Annotated in this window: 22 protein-coding genes; 12 read left to right on the plus strand and 10 right to left on the minus strand. The window is 59.5% G+C overall.

All coding sequences use genetic code 11. From position 1 onward, the window contains the following. Entirely contained in the window at positions 1-582 is a 582-nt protein-coding gene (locus tag HRF49_01810) for a hypothetical protein (protein ID MEP0813387.1), read from the minus strand. An 89-nt stretch (positions 583-671) separates the two neighbouring features. Between HRF49_01810 and HRF49_01815 the strand changes: the two genes are divergently transcribed. Then, the gene (locus HRF49_01815; protein ID MEP0813388.1) at positions 672-2,843 is read left to right on the plus strand and encodes a hypothetical protein; all 2,172 of its coding nucleotides are present in this window, start codon (positions 672-674) and stop codon (positions 2,841-2,843) included. 25 nt (positions 2,844-2,868) lie between these two features. Next, complete coding sequence (locus HRF49_01820) at positions 2,869-3,471, plus strand: nitroreductase family protein (protein ID MEP0813389.1); 603 nt, start codon at positions 2,869-2,871, stop codon at positions 3,469-3,471. Positions 3,472-3,599: 128 nt separating this feature from the next. On the opposite strand, the gene pckA is transcribed toward HRF49_01820, so the two are convergent. The 3 genes from pckA to HRF49_01835 form a co-directional block, all read right to left on the minus strand. Then, complete coding sequence (gene pckA / locus HRF49_01825; GenBank protein ID MEP0813390.1) at positions 3,600-5,249, minus strand: phosphoenolpyruvate carboxykinase (ATP); 1,650 nt, start codon at positions 5,247-5,249, stop codon at positions 3,600-3,602. Next, positions 5,246-6,463: a pyridoxal phosphate-dependent aminotransferase gene (locus HRF49_01830; GenBank protein MEP0813391.1), complete on the minus strand. Its 1,218-nt coding sequence runs from the start codon at positions 6,461-6,463 to the stop codon at positions 5,246-5,248. Before HRF49_01830 ends, pckA begins: the two co-directional genes overlap by 4 nt. 267 nt (positions 6,464-6,730) lie before the next feature. After that, positions 6,731-8,056 (minus strand): pseudouridine synthase, encoded by a 1,326-nt coding sequence (locus tag HRF49_01835; protein ID MEP0813392.1) that lies wholly within the window; start codon positions 8,054-8,056, stop codon positions 6,731-6,733. A gap of 150 nt (positions 8,057-8,206) precedes the next feature. Between HRF49_01835 and thrS the strand changes: the two genes are divergently transcribed. From thrS to HRF49_01850, 3 genes are read left to right on the plus strand one after another with little or no spacing between them, the layout of a single operon-like run. Beyond that, entirely contained in the window at positions 8,207-10,030 is a 1,824-nt protein-coding gene (gene thrS / locus HRF49_01840; GenBank protein ID MEP0813393.1) for a threonine--tRNA ligase, read from the plus strand. A gap of 12 nt (positions 10,031-10,042) precedes the next feature. Then, positions 10,043-10,663, plus strand: a complete 621-nt coding sequence (locus HRF49_01845) for a ThaI family type II restriction endonuclease (protein MEP0813394.1) — start codon at positions 10,043-10,045, stop codon at positions 10,661-10,663. After that, on the plus strand, positions 10,663-11,580 hold the full coding sequence (locus HRF49_01850; GenBank protein ID MEP0813395.1) for a site-specific DNA-methyltransferase: 918 nt from the start codon (positions 10,663-10,665) through the stop codon (positions 11,578-11,580). Before HRF49_01845 ends, HRF49_01850 begins: the two co-directional genes overlap by 1 nt. A 360-nt stretch (positions 11,581-11,940) precedes the next feature. On the opposite strand, the gene lptB is transcribed toward HRF49_01850, so the two are convergent. Further along, positions 11,941-12,783 (minus strand): LPS export ABC transporter ATP-binding protein, encoded by an 843-nt coding sequence (lptB, locus tag HRF49_01855; protein ID MEP0813396.1) that lies wholly within the window; start codon positions 12,781-12,783, stop codon positions 11,941-11,943. Between the two features lie 54 nt (positions 12,784-12,837). Further along, positions 12,838-13,461 (minus strand): CYTH domain-containing protein, encoded by a 624-nt coding sequence (locus HRF49_01860; protein MEP0813397.1) that lies wholly within the window; start codon positions 13,459-13,461, stop codon positions 12,838-12,840. Positions 13,462-13,574: 113 nt separating this feature from the next. On the opposite strand from HRF49_01860, the gene HRF49_01865 reads away from it, so the two are divergent. The 5 genes from HRF49_01865 to HRF49_01885 all read left to right on the plus strand — a co-directional run bounded on the left by HRF49_01865 (position 13,575) and on the right by HRF49_01885 (position 18,560). Beyond that, positions 13,575-14,090 carry an acyl-CoA thioesterase gene (locus HRF49_01865; GenBank protein ID MEP0813398.1) on the plus strand — a complete coding sequence of 172 codons (516 nt, stop codon included), beginning with the start codon at positions 13,575-13,577 and terminating at the stop codon, positions 14,088-14,090. 80 nt (positions 14,091-14,170) lie between these two features. Next, positions 14,171-15,082, plus strand: coding sequence for a hypothetical protein (locus HRF49_01870; GenBank protein MEP0813399.1), 912 nt, complete (start codon positions 14,171-14,173; stop codon positions 15,080-15,082). Positions 15,083-15,170: 88 nt separating this feature from the next. Next, complete coding sequence (tadA, locus tag HRF49_01875; GenBank protein ID MEP0813400.1) at positions 15,171-16,904, plus strand: Flp pilus assembly complex ATPase component TadA; 1,734 nt, start codon at positions 15,171-15,173, stop codon at positions 16,902-16,904. Between the two features lie 37 nt (positions 16,905-16,941). Further along, positions 16,942-18,006 carry a type IV pilus twitching motility protein PilT gene (locus tag HRF49_01880; GenBank protein ID MEP0813401.1) on the plus strand — a complete coding sequence of 355 codons (1,065 nt, stop codon included), beginning with the start codon at positions 16,942-16,944 and terminating at the stop codon, positions 18,004-18,006. A 53-nt stretch (positions 18,007-18,059) separates the two neighbouring features. Then, a complete protein-coding gene (locus HRF49_01885) occupies positions 18,060-18,560 on the plus strand; it encodes a flavin reductase (GenBank protein ID MEP0813402.1) in 501 nt (166 codons plus the stop codon). Here the strand turns inward: HRF49_01885 and HRF49_01890 are convergent. Then, complete coding sequence (locus HRF49_01890; GenBank protein MEP0813403.1) at positions 18,557-19,159, minus strand: hypothetical protein; 603 nt, start codon at positions 19,157-19,159, stop codon at positions 18,557-18,559. The genes HRF49_01885 and HRF49_01890 overlap by 4 nt on opposite strands. A 46-nt stretch (positions 19,160-19,205) precedes the next feature. On the opposite strand from HRF49_01890, the gene HRF49_01895 reads away from it, so the two are divergent. Then, the gene (locus tag HRF49_01895) at positions 19,206-19,634 is read left to right on the plus strand and encodes a hypothetical protein (GenBank protein MEP0813404.1); all 429 of its coding nucleotides are present in this window, start codon (positions 19,206-19,208) and stop codon (positions 19,632-19,634) included. Here HRF49_01895 and HRF49_01900 read toward each other — a convergent pair. Beyond that, positions 19,631-19,858: a hypothetical protein gene (locus HRF49_01900; protein MEP0813405.1), complete on the minus strand. Its 228-nt coding sequence runs from the start codon at positions 19,856-19,858 to the stop codon at positions 19,631-19,633. The genes HRF49_01895 and HRF49_01900 overlap by 4 nt on opposite strands. On the opposite strand from HRF49_01900, the gene HRF49_01905 reads away from it, so the two are divergent. Beyond that, complete coding sequence (locus tag HRF49_01905) at positions 19,859-20,623, plus strand: YjbQ family protein (protein ID MEP0813406.1); 765 nt, start codon at positions 19,859-19,861, stop codon at positions 20,621-20,623. A 10-nt stretch (positions 20,624-20,633) separates the two neighbouring features. Here the strand turns inward: HRF49_01905 and HRF49_01910 are convergent, their stop codons facing one another. Together HRF49_01910 and HRF49_01915 are read right to left on the minus strand one after the other, a co-directional pair. After that, positions 20,634-21,104: a DoxX family protein gene (locus HRF49_01910; protein MEP0813407.1), complete on the minus strand. Its 471-nt coding sequence runs from the start codon at positions 21,102-21,104 to the stop codon at positions 20,634-20,636. A 222-nt stretch (positions 21,105-21,326) separates the two neighbouring features. After that, positions 21,327-21,616, minus strand: a 290-nt coding sequence (locus tag HRF49_01915) for a hypothetical protein (protein MEP0813408.1), incomplete at its 5' end; no start/stop codon positions are given.

The following is a 21,616-nucleotide window of genomic DNA, read 5'->3' on the forward strand; positions in this document are numbered from 1 at the left end:
CTACCACACCTTCACGGTCGCGCCCAGCGACCATGCGGACAGGTCGAATCCCGCGACGTCCGGCAGCAGGTCGTATCGCGCGGTCAAAACGACGCGATCGCTTAGCTCCACGCCGATCACCGCGTTCGCGCCGAATACGATTTCGCTTTCGTTGCCGCTAACCTTCGCCCAGTACGGCCCGGCGTGCAGCTCCGCGAACGGGACGGTTTTTTCCCGCACCGGATCTACGAAGTTGAAATGCGCGCCCGCGGCCGCGCCTATCGTCTGCGCCAGGCTGTCGCCCTTCGCGAACCGGTTGTATCCGAAGTCCGCGTCGAACCGCGCGCCCCGCCGGAATTCCGGCCGGAAAAGCCCGATGCCGAATCCGATTTTGCCCGCGCCGAACGCGTCCTCGGACGCGGAATCCGCAAGCTCGTCCCATCCTAGGCTCACGGCTATCGAATACCGCGTTCCGAACAGCTCGATTCTGCCTTCCGGGTACTCATCGTCCGCGGCGAACGCGGCGAACGCGGCGAACGCGGCGAATGCGGCCGGCGCGACAAACAATATCGCCGCAGTTAATGCCAATAACGGTTTCTTCATCTTTGCTCCCGGCCAAGGCGCGGCCGCGCGCGGATTGTTAATGCCGGGTGGAAATGTTACCATCCTTCGGCTTTTCCGGAAATCGCCTTATGCATAGAACCTCCTTATTGTTTTTCGTATTGGCCTTCGTTTGCTGCGCAGCCGTTTCCGCGCCCGCCGTCGCGCAGGAAGACCTGCCGTCGGTTTGGGATCCGTCGGTGTTCATCGGAAGCCGGGAGATTAAGCCCGGAATGACCGGAATCGCCAGAACCGTCATTTTCGGCTCGCGGATTGACGAATTCCAGGTGACGGTGATCCAGGTCGCGCACAACCGAGGCTTCAACAACCGGGCGATGCTGCTATGCCGCGCCGAAGGATGGGCGGTGGATTTGACCGGCGGAATCGCGGGCGGGATGAGCGGGAGCCCGGTCTACTTCGACGGACGGCTTGGCGGCGCCATATCCGGCCACTGGAGCATGACCGATCAGAAAACCTGCATCGTAACGCCGATAGACCAGATGCTGCGAAGCTGGGAACCGGCGGACGCCCGGTTCGCGCCGTTCGACCTCGCGCCGGCAGGAACCGCGTTCGACTGCGGGCCGTTTTTGGATGACCTTGCCTATCCGTACAAATCGCCCGGCGAACCCGGCGCAGGCTCCGCAGCCGGACGGGGAAACGGAAACGATTCGCCCGGAGCAATTGAATATGAAACATACGACTTTGATTCGCCCGTAGAATTCTCCGGTGTCGAATTCACCGGAATGAGAGTCGCGGAGCGTCCGGGATTCGCTCCGCCCGCCGCGCCGGGCGTCCTTTCGATGAGCCTCGCCGCCATGCCGCTGTCCGTATCTTCGTCCGACCCGCGGATCGCGGAGCGGTTCGCGGAAGCGTTCGGCGCGGATCCAGCGTTCGCGCTGGAGTTGGGGCTTCCTTTTTCGGGGGGGGAGGAATACGCGACGCCTCAATCCGTGATTGAATCGCTTACGGGCGTCGTGCCGGATGCGATTCTGGAGGAGCTGCGGTATCCGTCCAATCTGGCCGGGCCGAGGATTCTGGAGCCGGGGTGCGTCCTGGGCGTCAAGATGATCCGCGGCGACCTGGGCGCGGGCGGCTACGGCACGCTCACCTATGTGGACAACAACGGAAACTTCCTAGCGTTCGGCCACGCGTCGGGGCGCGATGGCTTCGTTACCGAGCCCGCGACGAACGGCGTGGTCTATTACGTTCCGGCAAGCTGGCAGCGCGCGGGCAAGCGCGCGCTCACGCTGGACACCGTGGGCACCGTATTCCAGGACCGCGGCGGCGCGATTGCCGGACGGTTCGGCGTCGGCCCGGCGTGGATTCCCGTGAGCGTGCGCAACACCGACGCGCAGACGGGAGAGTCGACGCTGATTGAGTGCGAGGTGCTGGACAATCCCGATTTGACCGCGCAGCTTGCCGCGGGCGTAGTCGGCGCGGGACTGGGCTACCTGAGCGACCGCGCCGCGGGCGGAACCGTATTCGCGACCATATCGGTTGACCTCGGCGGTTTGGGCAAGTACATCTGGGAGACCGCGTACCTGGGCGACTGGGGAATGTCCGCGGGTTCTTCGGAAGTGAGCTCGTTTCTTTCCGTAGCGCTTCGAGGCGAAGGGGAGGCGGCCCGCGTCGCGTCCGTCTTCGCCGAATCCACGGTTTACCCGGAGCGAAAAAGCTTCAGAATCGACGAAGCACGGCTGCTTAAGAAAGCCGAGGCGGCGAAGCTTGAAATCCCGGATGCCGGATACTTCGAATTCCCCGCGCAAACTTCGTTCGAGGATGCGTTTCCCGACGTGAAAGCGCAGAAGATAGACGGCGACAAGCTGGAAATCGTTCCCGACCCAACCGGCAAAATCAACCTGCTGATTGAAATCGCGCCCTGGCATTCGGACAAAACGCGCTGGCTGCCGGTCAGCCTGCGCGTGCCGATTGCCTTCCCGCGAAAGAACGCGCGGCTTCAAATTTGGGGCGGCGGCGGAATCGCGCCCGCGGTCGAATCCGGCGACCTTGCGTTCGAGGACGCGCAGGCCGCGTTGCGCAAGCACATCCAGCCCGAGCGCTCCGCCGAGGGCGGCAAGCGCGTCTGGCTGGAAAAACAGGCGCGCGCGCCGCGCGGGATGCATCTCGTCGTCGAGCTGGTTTACGCGGACAAGCCGGAGGATGCGGACGTGTCCGCGGCGGACGACCTGCCTTTCGTCCGGAAGCTGGTAGAATTGGACGGCGTCGCGCTGGGGTACCTGGCCGGGGAAGGGCCGCTCCGGTAGCCGCACATCCCCAAGGGGTGCGACTTTGGGCAGCATTTACGACATAATCATCTCGAGGCGCAGCCAGCGCCGGTACACCCGGCAGGTGCCGCCGCGCTCGCTCGTGGAAAAAATCGTGGACGGAGCGCGATGGGCGCCGTCCGCGGGCAACCGCCAGAACTTCCACTGGTGGATATCCGGCGGCGAGAAGCGCAACGAACTGGTGAAAATCATCTCGGCCGTAAGCGAGCGGGCGCCGGAGCTTTTCGCCGATTACGACAAACGCATCCAGGCGTTTCTGACGCTTTACCTGCGCACGCTGGGCGGGGCGCCGATAATCATCGTGCTTTCGTACGAAAAGCGAAAGAAGGCGGGGGCAAAGGCGCCGTTCGACTGGGAAAAATGGGACTACGCAAGCGCCTGCGCCGCGATGCAGAATCTGCTGCTTTTGGCGCACGCGGAGGGGCTCGGCACATGCTGGATGACCGCGCCGCTTTTGGTGCACGAGGAAATCAAGAAGTGCCTGGATATTCCGAAAAACCACGAGCTTGTCGGAGTCACACCGCTCGGATACCCCGCGCACGAAATCCCGCTTATACCGAGGATAGATCCGGAGCTGAAGAAAACCGTCAAGTGGTTCGGATTTTAGGTGCGGGCTGGTTCATCCGAAAGCTCGCAAACGCTCATTCGCGCGCGGTTTGTCCAAACACGATTGAAATAAACACAGCGGCCGCTTCATAAGGAAGGCGATCGGAACGTAATTAGAACTTCGCGCCGCTATCCCATCCGCTTCGGTCCGGCGGCGATCACTTCGGGGGTGCAGCCGTCCGCGAACAGCTTGAAGTTCTCGATGTACCGCGCCGCGAGCGCGTCGTACTTTTTCCAGTACTCGTGCTTGTCGCCCCATGCGTTGGACGGCTCCAGCACGTCCTCCGGCACGTCCGGGCAGGACAGCGGCACTTCGAAGCCGAACAGCTTGTCCTTTCGGTACTTCACCTTCGCCAGCTTGCCGTCCAGCGCCGCGTTCAGCAGGTTGCGCGTGTGCTTTATCGAGATGCGCTTGCCTACGCCGAACTTGCCGCCGACCCATCCGGTGTTGACCAGCCAGCACTGCGCCCCGTGCTTCTGCATTTTGTCCTTCAGAAGGTTCGCGTACTCGAACGGATGGTGCACCATGAACGGCGCGCCGAAGCACGCGGAAAACGTGATCTCCGGCTCGATGCCGAGGCCGATTTCGGTTCCCGCGATCTTGGACGTGTAGCCCGAAATGAAGTGGTACATCGCCTGCTCGGGGCTGAGTTTGGCGATCGGCGGAAGCACGCCCTGCGCGTCGCAAGTGAGGAAGATTACGTTCTTCGGATGCGTGTGCGCCATTCCCTCCGGGACGATGTTGTCTATGAATTCCAGCGGGTAGGCCGCGCGGGTGTTTTCGGTGAGGCGCTCGTCGTCGAGGTCGAGGCGGCGCGAGACGGGGTCGTACACGACGTTTTCGAGAATCGTCCCGAACCGCCGCGTGCAGGCGTAAATCTGCGGCTCGTGCTCGGCGGACAGCCGGATGACTTTGGCGTAGCATCCGCCTTCGAAATTGAAAACGCCGTTTTCGCTCCAGCCGTGCTCGTCGTCGCCGATCAGCTTTCGCCGCGGATCCGCGGACAGCGTCGTCTTGCCGGTGCCCGAAAGTCCGAAGAAAAGCGCGACGTCGCCCGAATCGCCCACGTTCGCGCTGCAGTGCATCGAAAGCACGCCTTCAAGAGGCAGGAGAAAATTGAGGACGGTGAAGATCGTTTTCTTGATCTCGCCGCCGTACGCGGAGTTGCAGATTATCGCGAGTCTCTGGCCGTAGTTGATGATGATGGACGTTTCGGTGCGCGTCCCGTCAATCCGCGGATCGGCCTTGAATCCAGGTACGGCGATCACCGTGAATTCCGGAACGTGGCGCTTGAGTTCGTCCTGGTTGCGGATTGTGATGAACATGTTGCGCGCGAAGTGGCTGTGCCAGGCCTTTTCGGTGATGATTCGTATGGGCAGCCTGTATTCCGGATCCGCGCCCGCGTAGCAGTCCTGGACGAAAAGCTCCTCTCCCAGAAGATACGCTTGGACGCGGTTGAAGAGCGCGGCGAAGCTGTCCGGCGCCATCGGCCGGTTGTACTTGCCCCACCATATCCGCTCGGCGGTCGAATGCTCCTGGACGATGTACTTGTCCTGCGCGGCGCGCGCGGTGTGCTTGCCCGTGTTCACGACGAGCGGCCCCTGATGCGAGAGGTGGCCTTCGCCGCGGAATACCGCTTCCTCCACGAGCGCGGGCGTCGGGAGATTCCAATAAACGCGGTCGAGATGGACGAGCCCGTGGTTTTTCAGTCCGAAATCGCTTTTGAGTGCGTCGGCCTGCTTGGTTGCGGGCGTGTTGAATTCGAGATATTTCGTCATACCCAGTCCCTCACGAGCTTGCGGTTGCCGATGTAAATTTCGTTGGGCGAATTCGGATCGAGCGCCCATTTCATGCGCTCGATGCCTTCGGTTATGTCCTTTATCGTTCCGCAGAAGGACAGCCGCAGGAATCCATCCATCCCGAACTCGACGCCCGGCATCACCAGCACCATCACCTTGGACAAAAGATGCTCCGCAATTTTCTTCGAGTCCTTTCCGTACGCCGAGAAGTCGGCGAAGCAGTAGAACGTCCCGCCCGGCACCCGGATTTTCACCCCGTCGAACGCCCGAAGCTCCTGCACCATCACGTTGCGGTTGTTTTCCAAAGTCACGCGCAGGCTTTCCACGCTCGATTGAATTCCGTTTATCGCAGCCGCCGCCGCGTGCTGCAGGAGTCCGCTCGGCCCGCTTGTCTGGTGCGCCTGGATGTTGGTCATCGCCTCGATTAGCTGCCTGTTCGCCACCGCCCAGCCGATCCGGAATCCCGTCATCGCATACTGCTTCGAGACGCCGTTGACGATGACCATTTTCGAGTTTTCGCCTTTGTCTTTGACGAATTTCCACCAGTTGACCGGCTTTCGCCCGTCGAAAACCAGCCGGTGGTAGATATCGTCCATCAGCAGGTATATCCCCCGCTTCTCGCAGAACTCGACTATGTCGTGCAAAAATTCTTCGCTGTACACTTCGCCCGTCGGATTGTTCGGGCTGTTTATGATTATCGCTCGCGTGTAGCTGGACACCTTTTCTTCGATGTCCGACAGCCGCGGATGAAACGTCCCGTCTTCCGGGTACACGGGCACGGGAATCCCTCCGACGAGCTTCACCATCTCCGGGTAGCTGACCCAGTAAGGCGCCGGGTATATCACTTCCTCCTGCGGATTCAATATCGCCTGGAGAAAGACCATAATCGCCTGCTTGGCGCCGCCCGAAGCGATCACGTTCTCCGGCGCAACCAGATGACCGTAATACTCTTCGGTGTACCGGATGATGGCCTTTTTAAGCGCCGGGATGCCGTCCGCCGGCGTGTAGCGGATCTCGCCCGAGTTAAGCATCCCCGCCGCCGCCGTGAGCGCGTCAAGCGGCGCTTTCGACTTGGGCTCACCGCCGCCCAGGTGGATGACCGGGTCGCCCTTTTCCCGCATTATCGCCGCCATCTCGTTCAGCCGCAGCGTCGGCGAGGGAGCGATCGTTTTTGCAATCTGGCTTAGTGACATAGATTTTTAGGGGCGCAATGCGCGCGCCCGTGAATAGTGAGTAGTGAGCAGCGAAAAACAAGTTTACAGTTGGACAGTTTACAGTTGAGAGTTGAGCGTTCTACTCCTGCCTCTGAACTCAAAACTCTTAACTATGAACTCCTAACCTGCTTTCCGCTTCTCCCGCTTAACTATCCAACAGAGCGGCGGGGCGTGTCAAGACAATTTCACAAGCGAACCATGGCACATACGCAAGAACGCTTTATTCCATGGGAGGACGGTTGCCCGCTATTTCCCGGCTTTCCTCAGCGCCTCGATTTCCCCCGCGGTCAGCTTTCTTAGCTCGCCGCTTTTCAGCCCCGTCACCTTCAGCCCGCCGAACTCCGTCCGCACCAGCCGTTTCACCACGTACCCCTTCGCGCCGAAAATCCTGCGCACCAGCCGGTTTCTCCCCTCCCGCACGCTCACACGGTAAACGACGCTGTCCGGATTGTCCCGCACGAATTCGAGCGAGTCGAATTTCCCCGGCCCGTCTTCCAGCTCCACGCCGGACAAAAACGCGTTGCCGTCTTCCTCGGTTAACCTGCGATCGAGGCTGGCCAGGTACGTCTTTTTCACTCCGCCGGACGGATGCGTGAGCCGCATCGCCAGCGCGCCGTCGTTCGTCAAAAGCAGCAGCCCCTCGCTGCGGCGGTCGAGCCGCCCGACGGGCTTTACCGGCTCGCGTATCCCCGCCTTCCTTATATGCTCCGCCACCGACTCCCGCCCGCGCTCGTCCTTCATCGTCGTGACTACGCCGCGCGGCTTGTAGAACGCGTAATAAACAAGCGGCGCGAACCGCACGGCCTTGCCGTCCACGGCGATCGAATCCTTCTGCGGGTCAACCTGCGTCGAAAGGTCGGTTACGGTCTTGCCGTTCACCGCAACTTTCCCGCCGGTGATAAGCTCCTCGACCGCCCGCCGGCTGCCCAGCCCCGCAAGCGACAGAGCGCGGTTTATGCGCATCAGCCCGGATGCGAACTCGCCCGCATCCCGCGATTCGGATTTCGGCAGCCGCTTCCGCCCTGGCGCGCCTTCCGGAGCCTGCCGGGCGCTTCTCCCGTCCGAACCGCTTCTTTGGTGCTGCCCCGCCTTCCTGATCCGAACGCGCTCCGCGTCGCGCTTCGCCGCGTGCTCCGCCTGCCGCTCCGCCCGCAGCTTTTTTTCCTCGTCCAGCGCCGCGGGAATCGTGCGCTTGATGCGCCTGGGCGAATCGGGCGCGTGCGACTCTTCAGGCGGCGCCGCGTCTTCCGGCAGCTTCACGCCGGGGATTTCGAGGAAGACGCGCACCCGGCCGTGTTTCGGCTGCTGCGGCGGTTTCGCGCGCGCCTTCGGATACGGCCGCTCGCCCGGCCTTCCGGGCGGCTTTCTCTCAGTTCTCTCGCCGGGCTTGCGGTCTTTGTCGTATCTCCTCGGTGCGGCGGGCCTTGAACCTCCCGCGCCGGCGCTTCGGCTTCCGCCGTCCGGCTTCGATGCGCCGCCTCGGCCGGGCGCGCCGGAACGGGCGGGGAACTTGCGCGCGCCGGGGCCGCCGCTTCCCGGCTTTCGTCCGCCCGGCCTGCCGTCGTCCGCCACGGGGGAATTATAGCGCCGGGTGCTTGCGCCTGTATTTGCGACCGCGCACGCGCAATACGGCACGAAAAATGGACGATTTCGCACTTGGGTATAATGTTCATTCCCCAAGTCCGGACGCTCCGGCGGGGATTTCGTTCTTAGGAGAATCCGATGTCACCGGTCATTGCGAAGGACCCGCGGCAGGACGAGCGGGCCGAGAGGCTTCACCGCCTGCGCCACAGCTGCTCACACCTGATGGCGGAGGCCGTGACAACGCTTTGGCCGGGCACAAAGCTTGCGATTGGCCCCGCGATTGACGAAGGCTTCTACTACGACTTCGACGTCGCGGGCGAGATATCGGTCGAGGACCTGCCGCGCATCGAGGAGAAGATGCGCGAGATCGCGAAGAAAAACGTACCTTTCGAGAGAATCGAGCTTTCGCGCGAGGACGCGGCAAAGCAGATCGACGGATGGGGCGAATACAAGCTTGAATTGCTGGACGCGATCCCGGAAGGCGAGACCATCAGCTTTTACCGCGACGGCGACTTTATAGACCTATGCGCCGGGCCGCACATCGAAAAATCCGGCGAACTCAAGCATTTCAAGCTGACCGCGGTGTCGGGCGCGTACTGGCGCGGCGACGAGAAAAACAAGATGCTGACCCGCATCTACGGCACCTGCTTCGACTCGAAGGAGGAGCTTGCGCAGCACCTCAAGAACATGGAAGAAGCGCAGCGCCGCGACCACAGGAAGCTCGGCCGCGAGCTGGATTTGTACACCGTCGAGCCGGATCTCGGCCCCGGCCTGCCGATCTACCACCCCAAGGGCGCGACGATGCTGAAGATTCTGCGCGATTACATGTGGGACGAGCACGAGCGCCGCGGCTACGTGCCGCTGCAGACCCCTCACATAATGCGCACCGAGGCGTGGGAGACAAGCGGGCACATGTCGAACTACCGCGAGAACATGTTCATGGTCAGCTCGCTGGACGAGACCGAGCGCATCGAAAAGGCGAAGGCCGCGGGCAAGCAGGAATCGCGCGACTTCGGCAGCTACGGCTTAAAGCCGATGAACTGCCCGATGCATTTGCTTGTTTACAAGGACAAGATCCGCAGCTACCGCGAGCTGCCGATACGGATGTTCGAATTCGGCACCGTGTACCGCTACGAGCGCGCGGGCGTGCTGCACGGACTCTTGCGCGTGCGCGGATTCACACAGGACGACGCGCATATCTTCTGCACCGAGGAGCAGTTCCGCGCGGAATCGCGGAAGGTTCTGGAATTCTGCTTCGACGTGTACGACCTGTTCGGATTCAATTACGTCGTGATGCTCAAGACCCGTCCCGACAAGGCCGTCGGCGCGATCGAGAACTGGGACAAGGCCACCGAAGGCCTGCACGACGTTTTGAAAGATATGGCCATCCCGTTCACAATCAAGGAAAAGGACGGCGCGTTTTACGGCCCGAAGGTGGATATGGAAGTGCGCGATTCGCTAGGCCGCGAGTGGCAGGGCTCGACAGTGCAGGTTGACTTCAACCTTCCGGAGCGCTTCGACCTGACTTACGTGGGCGAAGACGGCCAAAAGCGGCGGCCGGTTATGGTGCACAGGGCGATACTAGGCAGCTTCGAGCGGTTTTTCGGGTTATTAATCGAGGAATTCGGCGGCGCGTTCCCGCTGTGGATAGCGCCGGTGCAGCTCGCGATACTGCCCATCGGCGAAAGCCACCGCGAGTACGCGCGCGGCGTGTTCGAGCGGATGATCGCGCGCGGCGTGCGCGCGGTGCTTGACGAAACCGACGAAAAACTGGGCAAGAAAATCCGGCTGCACACGATGCAGAAGGTGCCTTACCTGGCGGTAATCGGCGACAAGGAAATGGAGTCGGGCGAGCTTGCGATCCGCGGCTACTTCGACGGCGAGCTTGGCAAGCTTAGCGAAGCCGCTCTCGCCGAAAAAATCGCGGACGAGGTGAAGGCGAAGACGGTGAGGAAGAAGTAGGCGCAAAGTTAAATGGACAAACTTTTCACGGATATAGCGGTAGCCAAACGAATTCAACAACGCCTTCCTGAGCTGTTTCAGCTTGCCGAGCTTGAAAGCTCCCGTGCAGGCAAGGTAGGGATGGAGGTTGGCTCGGTTCGCGAGAAGATCATAATCGCCCTGCTTATGTTCGTATTTGGCGAGACAAATGTTGTCGCTGATTTGCCCATAACTGAACCGGAATTAGATGTCCTTGTAAATGACATACCTCTTTCCATTAAAACCATAACAGGAAAGAAACTATCAGGCGTCAAACTCGTCTGGACCGTCGATGCAACCAAGGCCCTTGAGTTTCTCCGTGGATACAAGCCTAAATGCAACATTCTGCTTGTCCAAATCAACTGGGGCGGACAAGGGGGGCTTTACTATTTTCCCTTGCGGGCGCAGACTGTCGTAATAAACTCTATCGGTACTGAGAAGTACATTAAGTTGCCCAAATCTGGTACAAATCCCCGTGGGGTAGAACTTACTCAAGTCGCTCTTGAGTATCTTGCAGCGCATCCGCTTTCCAAAAAACTTGAAATAAAGTGGGAAAAGGAAGCTGTTTCATATAATCCCTACACAAGATGGCTTGAGCTGTGGAGGGCTGACTAATGGCTAAAGGATCGAAAACCAGCAGTTTCGGAACGACGTCGCGCATTGGGCACGACTCCTCAATCTATTACAGTTCGCGCCTTTATGAAGAGCAAGCGGAATCCTCGAATGGTTACGCAGAACCCTCAATTGACAATTCTTTTCCCGTTGAGCATGAAAACACGGTAATCCAAGGTACCGCAGAATACATGTCGGACCTGCCTGACAATTGCCTTCACTTGATGGTAACATCGCCGCCGTACAACGCTTCAAAGGAATATGACGAAGACCTGTCCCTTTTCGAATACCTTGCTTTGCTTGAGCGCGTGTTCAAAGAGACCTATCGCGTACTTGTCTGGGGCGGGCGTGCGTGCGTGAATATTGCCAATCTTGGAAGGCGCCCTTACATTCCGCTTTCCGATTACGTATCAAAAATGATGATAGATATCGGATTCAAAATGCGCGGCGAAATCATATGGAACAAAGCCGCGGGGGCAGGCGTGTCAATGGCATGGGGCAGCTTTAGATCTGCCTCCAATCCGGTCCTACGAGACGTTCACGAATACATCTTGGTCTTTTCAAAAGGCGACTTCGCGCGTAAAAAGCCTGCAGGCAGCGAAAGCACAATCTCAAAAGAGCAATTTATTGAATGGACTAAGTCCATTTGGACAATGAACCCGGAATCGGCAAAGAAGATTGGTCATCCCGCTCCATTCCCTACTGAGCTTCCTTATCGCTTAATTCAGCTTTACACTTTCAGCGGAGATATCGTGCTTGATCCTTTTATGGGGAGCGGAACAACTGCGATTGCAGCTATTCAGTCCCGACGAAAATACGTCGGATATGAAATCGACCCTGAATATGTCAAACTGGCTAACGCGCGGATTGAGCCATACAAAAACCAACTGAAATTGGATTTCATGGCGCATCAGCCATAGCTCTGGTTACATCTCGCGATCCGCGGGTACTTCGACGGCGAGCTTGGCAAGCTTAGCGAAGCCGCTCTCGCCGAAAAAATCGCGGACGAGGTGAAGGCGAAGACGGTGAGGAAGAAGTAACCGCCCTTCTCCGTCCCCGGTCTGTTTTTAACCTAGTCTGCCCATTTCCGCGCGTTTCAAATCCAAGCGCCGGATGCAGTCTGGGCCGCAAACCCGCGGCTGCCGGGACGCCGATTAAGCCGCGACGGCGTATCTAAAAGCATGCACCCCGCTGTCACGATATTGCGGGCATTCGCCCGCGGATATATATTTTAACCCGCGAATTCCGAGAACCCGGATTTGCGCCTGTTGCAGCGGCCGCTATCCCCCGCCCAGCTCTTCTTCGATCAGCTTTTTGACGCGCTCGCTGTCCATCCTGTCCAGGCTGAAACGCTCGCCCAGGAAGTACTTGCGCGCCATTGGATTGGCCGAAATCTCCTCCGGAGTGCCCTCGACAAGCACCTTGCCGTCGAGCAGCACGTACGCGCGGTCGCAGATGTCCAGCGTCTCGCGCACGTTGTGGTCGGTGATGAGCACTCCCAGCCCCTTGTCCTTCAAATGGCTGATGATGTCCTTCAGGCTTTCGATGGTGATAGGGTCGATGCCCGTGAACGGCTCGTCCAACAGCAGAAAGTCCGGCTTCCCGGCGAGCGCCCGGGCGACCTCGGTGCGGCGCTTCTCGCCTCCGGACAACACGTACGCCTTGCTTTTGCGGATGTGCTCGATGTTGAACTCTTCCAAAAGAGGCGTCAGTTGAGCCTTCTGCTCCTTGAGCGGCATACCGATCGCTTCCCAGACGAGGAGGATGTTTTCCTCCACGGTCAGCTTTTTGAAAACGCTGGACTCCTGAGAAAGGTAGCCTATGCCCATCCGCGCGCGCTTGTAAATCGGAACCTTTGTAATATCCTTTCCGTCGAGGAAAATCTTCCCCGCGTTGGGCGTGACGAGGCCGATGGTCATGTAAAAAGTGGTGGTTTTCCCCGCGCCGTTCGGACCAAGCAATCCGACGGTCTCGCCGGTCTTGACGTGCACGGTCACGTGGTCTACCACGTTCCTGCCGCGGTAGGTCTTGACGACGTCGCGTGCTTCCAGGATTTTGACGCGCTTTGCGGTCTCCGCAGGCGCGGATGCAAGTTCTTCGGTCTGGACGGCCTGTGATTCCATCGCTTCTGTGACGGCTGAATATATCACAGCGTTCGCGCCGCGGGCATTGATTTCCTATATGCCCAAAAGCTCGATGCCGCGCCTGTACTTTCCGCGGCGGTCGGCGTACCATCCGAATTTGCCGTGAACATATTCGTAGGCGGCCAAAACGGCTTCCGGACCGATGCCGTGGTCTTCGAATTCAAGGACGTACTCGTGCGCGTTGACCGATTCGTTATCGGGACAGACGTACGCCACGTCGTCGAAAGAGACGTCCAGGTGCGCTTCGGGAGTTCCCATGCTCACCTGGCGGTAATATTCGTCAAGAATCAACTGGGAAACCACCGACTCGCCCGTGAGGGCAAGAGCAAGATCGGCGGTGAAATCAAGTATTCCCCGCCAGTCCTCGCCCGCGATCCTGAGCCTGACTTCGTCCCGCACCATAAGAATCTCGTGACTTTCCACGGGAAACTTGACCGTCAGCCGGTACTCGCTGGGTTTGCCCGGATACAGCTTTTCCCGAAGCCGCAGGCTGGCTCCTGCCGCAAGCAGCTTGCGCGATTTCGTGTCTATGTAATGGTCGGTCGTCTTGCCCTCGCTCGCGTTGATGAGCGGAAGCGACAGCTCGCCCGCGATTTCCGCCATCAGCTTATTGAAATCCAGTTCTCCGGCGAGGATTTCGACTTCGGTTTCTTTCATTTTCTGTTCCGCAAACGCCCCGGGGCGTCAGGCGGCGGAATTATATCACGGGATTCGCGCCGCCGCGGTATAATGCTGCGGCGCGAACGCCTGCGCCATTCGAGGAAAATGCAATGTCGGAACGCCAAAGGAAGCGTGCCACCACCGAAACCATCGCCGACCTGGTGATGCCCGCGGCCACGAACATCGTGGGAACGATGTACGGGGGCGACGTGCTCAAGCACATGGACATGGCGGCGAGCCTCGCCGCGCTCCGGTTCGCGCGCAAGAGCTGCGTAACCGCCTCCACGGACGCGGTTGATTTTCACGAGCCGATCAGGCCGGGGCACATCGTCGAATTCAACGCGCGCGTCGTGCTTACGGGCAACACGAGCATGGTCATCAAGATCGAGGTATACGGCGAGGAGCCGCTGTCGGCGGAGCGATATCACTGCTGCACGGCGTTTTTCACTTTCGTCGCGCTCGGCCCGGGCGGCAAGCCGTCCCCGGTGCCGGAGCTGATTATCGAAACGCCGGAAGAGATCGCGGACGCGGAGCGCGCGCGCCAGGTCAGGGCGGCTTCAAAGGAGCGCATAAAATTGGCCGGGGAAGTTCCGGTCATGCGAACGCTGGACCGCGGCGCGCATTGAGCATGCAAAGCGCGCGCCGCGTCATTTACGGAGGCGATGAAAGCGCCAAGGCGTCCGAATTTTGAATCAAAGGAAGCGGAATGTCCGTGGTTGAAGCGGGAAGTTGGGTTGGCAGCTCGGGGGCCGGCGAAAGGCTGGCCTTTCCGTTGCTCGCGGAAGTTGTCTCGGGCTCGCGGGAACTTAGCCCCGAATTGCGGAAGCTCCCGATCGAGCTTGTCCTTCCCGTGCGAGTATCTCTTTCGGACGGCATAATTACGATAATCCCCGATCCCAAAGGGCACAGGCATCCGGTTCCCCATTGGGCGAGGCCGGCGGTTCTATGGGTTTACTATCCAACAGCGCTTTGGCTTTTGTTGAACGTAATGTTTTACCTGCGAGGGCTGGTGTTCAAGTTCGCGGGCGAAAACGCCCAGGACAACTCCATGCTCGTTTTGTCCTTTGCGATGTGGGGGCTGATCGCGCTGCCAATCTCCGCTTTCATCGCACTCGCTGTTTCGAGATCGCTTAAAGCGGATTTCCGTTATGATATTCAATGGGACGCGGCGAAACCGATTTGGCTCGGGGATCACCACTGCGAAGTGATGGCAATCAAACCGCGCAGAGCTTCGGCCAAACACATCCTGCTGCTTCTTCCGGCGAAAGCCCAAAGGGTACATGACTGGCCGAGAGTTCCCGTTCTTCCGATGTCCGGCTTGCTGAATATATGGTATTTCTATACCGCAAGCGACAATTTCACGCCGCTCGGCAAGCACTACTGGTTTTTCTGGTGGCTGACAAATTTGATATCGCCCGCCGTTCTGCTCGTGGGAGTGGATCTGATACTAAGGCTGCCCGGCCCCGCCCTCCAAGGCGCGGGATCGCTTGGATTGTTCATCCTTTTGGCTTCGCTCATTTCAAACACTTACCAGGGCTGGAGCGAAATCGCCAAGCGGAACAAGGACGCGAAAACCGCACGGGACATCAGGGACTGGGTGTGGCAGCGCAGCGTCTAGCGGCTTTGGCCGGTATGATAATATAAAAGGGCTTGTCACTCCATCCCTTTTTATCGGGGGAACGAGCAACCCGGGGTAACGGAACGAAATGAGCCAGTTTGCAACACAAGGCGGCGGGCAGGACACTCAGCTTGCAACGACGCGTTCGCTTAAAAAGGCACGGGATCGCTTCGGCGAAATCCTCCTCGGCCAGGGAATCATAACCGAGGAACAGCTCAACGAAGCAATCCGGCTCCAAAAGACCAAGCGGAAAAAGCTGGGCCAGCTTCTTATCGAGCTCAACTACTGCAGCGCGGAGCAGGTCCAGCGCGCGCTCGCGATCCAGCTCGGCGTGGATTTCGTTGACGTGCGCGGGATGGAATTCAGCTCCGAGCAGCTCGGGCTGATCAGCCAGAAATTCATCAGCGCGCACAACATCCTCCCGTACATGCGCCAAGGAAACAGGCTGTACGTGATAATGGCCGACCCGCTTGACTATTCGGTCATCCAGAGCCTGGAGCTGGCCACCGACGCGATCATCCAGCCGCTCATCGGCGTCGAAGAAGACATCAAAAAGGTCATTTACGAAAACTTCGGCGCGAAGCAGACCGCGGAGCAGCTTATCGCGGACATGGAGGACATCGACACCAAGGTAAAGGACGAGGAAGAGGCGGATGTAAACGACGCCCCCGTAGTCAAGCTCGTGAACTCCATCCTCGAAAACGCGATCCGGGAAAAAGCGTCCGATATCCACATCGAGCCGGAGGAAAAAGGCACGGTAGTCCGGCTGCGCATAGACGGCAGGCTGCACAAGGCGATGAGCATCCCGAAACAGATCCAGAACGCGGTGATAAGCCGCCTGAAGATTATGGGAAGGATGGACATCGCGGAGAAGCGCATACCCCAAGACGGCAAGATCAAGACCAAGATGGACAACCGCCCGATAGACATCCGCGTGAACACGCTGCCCACCGTCTGGGGCGAAAAGCTGGTCATGCGTATCCTCGACAAGTCGCGCGCTCTCGTGCCGCTGGAGCAGCTCGGCCTGCGCGAGGACGAGCGCACAAAAATAATGACGCTGATCGAGCGGCCAAACGGAATCATCCTCGTCACAGGGCCGACAGGAAGCGGAAAATCCACCACGCTCTATTCCGTTCTGTCCAAAATCGCTTCACCCGAAATAAACGTCACAACGGTGGAAGACCCGGTCGAATACCAGATGGACGGCATCAACCAGGTCAACACGAATCCGAAGGCCGGAATGACGTTCGCAAGCGTTCTGCGAAGCCTGCTGCGCCAAGACCCGGACGTGATAATGGTCGGCGAAATCCGCGACAAGGAAACGGCGGAAATCGCCGTGCAAGCATCCCTCACCGGCCACCTTGTCATTTCGACTATTCACACCAACGACGCGCCCAGCACTATTTCGCGCCTGTTCCACATGGGCATCGAGCCGTTCCTTGTCAGCGCAGCGCTGGTCGGCGTCGTCGCACAGCGCCTGCTGCGCAGAATCTGCGAGGAATGCAAGGTAGCCGTCGACCCCACCCCCGAGCACAAGAAGCTCATCGCCCCGTACATCAAAGACCAGTCCGTCCAGATTTTCAAGGGAAAGGGATGCAAGGTCTGCCACGATACGGGTTACAAAGGCCGGATGGGAATTTACGAAATCATGATGGTTACACCCGAGCTGCGCGAACTCATCATCGAACGCGCCAACACCGACCAAGTCCGCAAAGTGGCGATCGAGCAAGGCATGAAAACGCTGTTCGACAGCGGCATTTTGAAAGTACTGGACGGAATCACGACGGTGGAAGAAGTCTTGCGCGTGACGCACACCGAATAACATAAACCGGAATGGATAGTATTTTCAGGAGCAGGCTGTGCCGGAAGAAATTTACATAGACGATTTGCTTCATGCGATGATCCAAAAAGGTGCGAGCGACCTCCACCTTACGGTGGGCGTGCCGCCGGTGTTCCGCATATCGGGCGATCTCGTCCGGCAGGGCGAGCGCAACTTCGGACCGAAAGAGTTAAAGACGCTCATCTACAGCATCATGGACGAGCAGCAGATCCGGCGCTTCGAAAACGAAAAGGAGCTGGATTTCGCGTACAGCGTTTCCGGGCTTGGCCGTTTCCGCGTGAACGTTTTCTATCAGCGGGACAGCCATGCCGCCGTTTTGCGCGCGATAGCCAGCGAAATAAAGACCGTCGAGCAGTTGGGCATTCCATCGATCACGAAAGAGCTTGCGCTTCTGCCTCGCGGCCTCTTTCTGGTCACCGGTCCGACCGGAAGCGGCAAGTCAACCACGCTTGCGGCGCTCATCGACTACATCAACCAGAACCGCAAGTGCCACATCATCACGATCGAAGACCCGATCGAGTACCTGCACAAGCACAAGGGCTGCGTGGTGAACCAGCGCGAAGTGGGAAGCGACACCTTCGGATTCCTGGAAGCGCTCAAGCGCGTCCTCCGCCAGGATCCGGACGTGATACTCCTGGGCGAAATGCGCGACCTCGAAACCATATCCACCGCGATCACCGCCGCCGAAACGGGCCACATGGTCTTCGCCACCTTGCACACTATCGACGCCGCGCAAACGATCGACCGTATCATCGACGTTTTCCCGCCGGTACAGCAGGAACAGATCAGGCTGCAGCTGTCGAACGCGATCCAGGGAGTGCTGTGCCAAACTCTGGCGAAGAAAGTCACGGGCGGACGCGTCCCCGCCGTCGAACTTATGATAGGCACGAACGCGATCCGCGCGCTCATCCGCGAAGGAAAGACGCACCAGATTCACACCACGATCCAGATGAGCGGGAAGCAGGGAATGATCACGATGGACCAAAGCCTGAAGGATCTCTACAAAAAGAACATTATCAGCAAGGAAGAGGCTCTTTCGCTTTGCAGCAATCCGTCGGAATTCCGCCAGTTCATTACGGAATAACGGGCTGCGCTTGAATCCGCCGCCGGTTCGGCTTATACTCCGGCGCGGTTGCCATGGTTGAGACTTCGCCTTTCGATTCGATATTCGAGCTTATGCAGTCGGGCGTGTATGTGGTGACGGCCGACGACGGAGAAAAGCGCGGCGGATGCACCGCGGTATGGGTGACCCGCGCCAGTTTCGAGCCGGCGATGATCGCGGTCTTCATCGCTCCCAAGCGCTATACGCACGACGTGATCAAGCGCGCGGGCCATTTCTGTCTGAACATTATCGGAGAACACCACAAAGAGCTTGCCCGCACGTTCGGATTCAAATCGTCCGCGGAAGTGGACAAATTCGCCGGCGTGATTGTGGACAAGGCCAAGACGGGCGCTCCTCTGATCAAGGAAGCGTGCGCGTACATAGATTGCGAGCTTGCGGCCGAGTTTCCGGCGGGCGACCACACGTGCTTCGTCGGCAAGGTGGTCGCGGCGGACCGCAACACCTTCGAGAAGCCGCTTGCCTATTCGAACGAGGATTTCTTCCCCAAGGCCAGCGAGGCGCAGGGCCCCGGCTAGACGCCGAATCCCAGGCTGAATCCCGCGCTCAATGCGCCGTTGTCGTCGAACTCGTCGTATCCCCCCTGGAGTTCGAGCACCGCGTTTTCGGAAAGGCCGAATTTGACCCCGATATGCCCGCCCCATCCGAGGCCGTCAGAATCGCCGAATACGCCGGACAAATGCCCGCCCGCGTAAGTAATCGCGTTGCCTGTGTACCAGACGTGGGTGGCGGTGCCGGTTATCGAATCGGTGTCGGCTTCGGTGACGTGGGTGTACCTGATATCGCCCAGCCAGCGTCCGTTCGGCGATTGGCTGTCGAAGAACTGGTTGTATCCCGCTCCGAGAAGGACGCCCTCGTCTCCGCCGTCGAAATCCACGAGCGCGACCGGGAAGTAGAATCCATACCCCGCGGGCGAAAACACAAGATTGGCCCCCCACAGCCTGTAATCCTCGTTAAACCGCGCGTAAGGCTGAAAGCTGACCGTTTGCGAGCCGGATATTTCCGTGCCGCTGGGTACGTAAACGAATGGAACCACCTCGGCGGCGGACGCCGCCCCGCCCGGTGGGAATAGGATTGCGAATGCAAGAACCACAAGTACTGCGATTTTAATCGTCATGTGTCAACCTCCGTAGTTGATACCCCGCGCGGGGCGGGAGCTTGTCATGTTAAACTGGTTTTTTCTTTACTGCAACCGGGAATCGCAGCGACAGGCCATGCCCAGGAAAAACGAAACAACCGATGCGGGAAGCGTTTTCAAAAGCCTGCTTGCGGGACTGCCGCATTCGGGAGCGCGCAAAATCGTCGAATGCGAGGCGATGCAGGTTTTGTGGGAAAGCTTTCCAGAGGATTTGCGCGGCCGCGCGGCTCCCGCGGCGATCCACTACGTGAAGGATTCAAAAGGCGTCGCCCGCTCCGTATGCGAGATTTGGGTGGACGACAAGCTCACTTGGAGCGTGCTAAGCCGCGACCGGGAGAAATTGATCAAAACCGCGAACGAAGTTCTCGGACGCGTCGTAATCGAGGAGCTGTCCCACAAAATTGCGCCCGCCAAAATGCTGAAACAAAGAATAAGGGTGCTGGACGGCGGCTAACCGGCCGCGCCGAAATGCGCGGTGACCAAGACCTCGTTTTTTCCCGATTCCTTATCGTGATTCACGGTGATGACGACCAGCACCTTGCCGTTTGAAAACTCCTGGCGCGCGAAATTCTCCGGGTCGTCAACCTGCCTGCCCTCGAATCCTTTGGCGGACAGCGGCAGCTCGAAAACGCGCAGCGCCTCGTGCGCGCTCGCGTCGGTCAAATATTTCTTGCTCAAATGCAGAAAATCCGCGGTGCGCCGCGTCTCGACAAGCGTCCATTTCGGATTTTTTTCCAATGCGGGCAGCTCCGCGGGCCAGCGCGCCGCGATTTCCTCCGCTGTCGCGGGGATGTCCGGCGAGGCTTCGACCGGCGCGGCGCCGCCTTCCGATTGAGGAGGTTTATCCGGCGAGCCGATGTCCGGCGCGCTCGAACCGCCCGGCAAGTCCGGCGGCTCCCCGCCCGCGCCTCCGTTCGTTTTCGGCGCGCAGGTGGACGCCGTCAAAAGAGCAAGCGCCAACAGAAACGCGAAAAGTTTCATTCCGTATCTCCGCCCGGAAATTTCCGGCGCGGCCGATTATACGCCGCGGTTATAATCACGGCCGTGGATTACATCACGCTCGACACGAAATCGAAGTACGACGCGGTGGACGTCACCGCCGAAGTGCGGCGCATCGTCGAAAAAAGCGGCGTGCAAAGCGGCGCGGCGATATTGCAGTCCATGCACACGACCGGCGCGCTGACGATAAACGAGCATGCCGATCCCGACGTCGCCCGCGACCTGCTCTCCGCGATGGACAAAATGATTCCCGCGGGGATTCATTTCCGCCACGCCGAGGGAAACAGCCCGGCGCACGTCCAGACGACTCTCGCCGGCGCGTCCCTGACCGTGATTGTCGAGGGCGGCCGGCCGCTGCTCGGAACCTGGCAGGGCATTTTCTTTCTCGAATTCGACGGCCCGCGCCGCGGAAGAAAAATCGCGGTGGCTGTCGTCGGAAAATGACGGGCCGCGGCTATTTCGCCTCGCCGCTTTCTTTGCCCGTCTTTTTTTCCGGCGCTTTTAGGAAATTGTCCAGCGCCAGCACTCCCGGCCCGCTGAATATCAGCGAGATGCACGCGAGCAGGTACACGAACGCAAGCTCGCCACCGCCGCGGCCGTCAAGCGAACGGCCGATCATCCCGTCATGCGCGACGAAAAACGCGACCGCCATCGCGATCGCGAGGCCGAACGCGGCGTACGCGGTGAGCGCGCCGAATATCAGCGCGACCCCGCCGAAGAACTCGGTTACCGCAAGCAGGTACGCCCACACGTTGGGCGGGTAAAAGCCCATCTTCTCGGTCATTTCCATGACGCCCTGGATACCCGGGCCGTCCCAAAGGCCGAACAACTTCTGCCCGCCATGGTAAATGAAGCCGATCCCGACGGCGATGCGCAACACGACGGGCGCCAGCGGCCTAAGCTTGATCAAGAATTTCGCAATCATGATTTCTCCTTTAACCGGAAGTGCCGACCACAAATGATACCTTACGGCGTCTAAACATGGCATTTCTTAAATGGCGCGGCGTTCGGGCCGCGGCTTCGGGAGTGCGCCGGCTTGCCGGCGCCCGATTTCCTGTTTCAAACCGCCATTGATCCGTACCCCCCGGTGCTTCGCGCCTTCAATCCCAATCGCGATCCGGGAAGCGCGGCGTTCACGCCGCGGCATTCAATCCCAGTCGGGAGCAGGTAAAGGTATCCAAAGCTCTTCAAAAGTAGTCTCTCCCCAATAATATCCCAGATACGCCGCGTCCTTTTCCGTCACGATTCCGTCGCCGTCGGGGTCGAGGAACGAGGGGACGGGGACGGGCTGGCCGCTCCTGTCCGGCGAGAACCAGTCCATCACCCCGTCGTCGTCCGCGTCCATCTTCATCGCCAGGATGCTCATCTGCGAGCCTTTGGGCAGCGTCCCCTTCGGGTAGTCCCGCGAGTACCCCGCGCCGCCCACTTCCTTTGACG

The sequence above is a fragment of the bacterium genome, from assembly GCA_039961635.1.
In the GTDB taxonomy this organism is placed as follows: Bacteria; 4484-113; 4484-113; order JAGGVC01; family JAGGVC01; genus JABRWB01.

Coding starts and splice junctions, on each gene's coding strand:
- HRF49_01810 (MEP0813387.1), bottom strand. CDS start 582: ATGAAGAAACCGTTATTGGCATTAACTGCGGCGATATTGTTTGTCGCG.
- HRF49_01815 (MEP0813388.1), top strand. CDS start 672: ATGCATAGAACCTCCTTATTGTTTTTCGTATTGGCCTTCGTTTGCTGC.
- pckA (MEP0813390.1), bottom strand. CDS start 5,249: ATGACGAAATATCTCGAATTCAACACGCCCGCAACCAAGCAGGCCGAC.
- HRF49_01830 (MEP0813391.1), bottom strand. CDS start 6,463: ATGTCACTAAGCCAGATTGCAAAAACGATCGCTCCCTCGCCGACGCTG.
- thrS (MEP0813393.1), top strand. CDS start 8,207: ATGTCACCGGTCATTGCGAAGGACCCGCGGCAGGACGAGCGGGCCGAG.
- HRF49_01845 (MEP0813394.1), top strand. CDS start 10,043: ATGGACAAACTTTTCACGGATATAGCGGTAGCCAAACGAATTCAACAA.
- HRF49_01850 (MEP0813395.1), top strand. CDS start 10,663: ATGGCTAAAGGATCGAAAACCAGCAGTTTCGGAACGACGTCGCGCATT.
- lptB (MEP0813396.1), bottom strand. CDS start 12,783: ATGGAATCACAGGCCGTCCAGACCGAAGAACTTGCATCCGCGCCTGCG.
- HRF49_01860 (MEP0813397.1), bottom strand. CDS start 13,461: ATGAAAGAAACCGAAGTCGAAATCCTCGCCGGAGAACTGGATTTCAAT.
- HRF49_01865 (MEP0813398.1), top strand. CDS start 13,575: ATGTCGGAACGCCAAAGGAAGCGTGCCACCACCGAAACCATCGCCGAC.
- HRF49_01870 (MEP0813399.1), top strand. CDS start 14,171: ATGTCCGTGGTTGAAGCGGGAAGTTGGGTTGGCAGCTCGGGGGCCGGC.
- tadA (MEP0813400.1), top strand. CDS start 15,171: ATGAGCCAGTTTGCAACACAAGGCGGCGGGCAGGACACTCAGCTTGCA.
- HRF49_01885 (MEP0813402.1), top strand. CDS start 18,060: ATGGTTGAGACTTCGCCTTTCGATTCGATATTCGAGCTTATGCAGTCG.
- HRF49_01890 (MEP0813403.1), bottom strand. CDS start 19,159: ATGACGATTAAAATCGCAGTACTTGTGGTTCTTGCATTCGCAATCCTA.
- HRF49_01895 (MEP0813404.1), top strand. CDS start 19,206: ATGTTAAACTGGTTTTTTCTTTACTGCAACCGGGAATCGCAGCGACAG.
- HRF49_01905 (MEP0813406.1), top strand. CDS start 19,859: ATGCAGAAAATCCGCGGTGCGCCGCGTCTCGACAAGCGTCCATTTCGG.
- HRF49_01910 (MEP0813407.1), bottom strand. CDS start 21,104: ATGATTGCGAAATTCTTGATCAAGCTTAGGCCGCTGGCGCCCGTCGTG.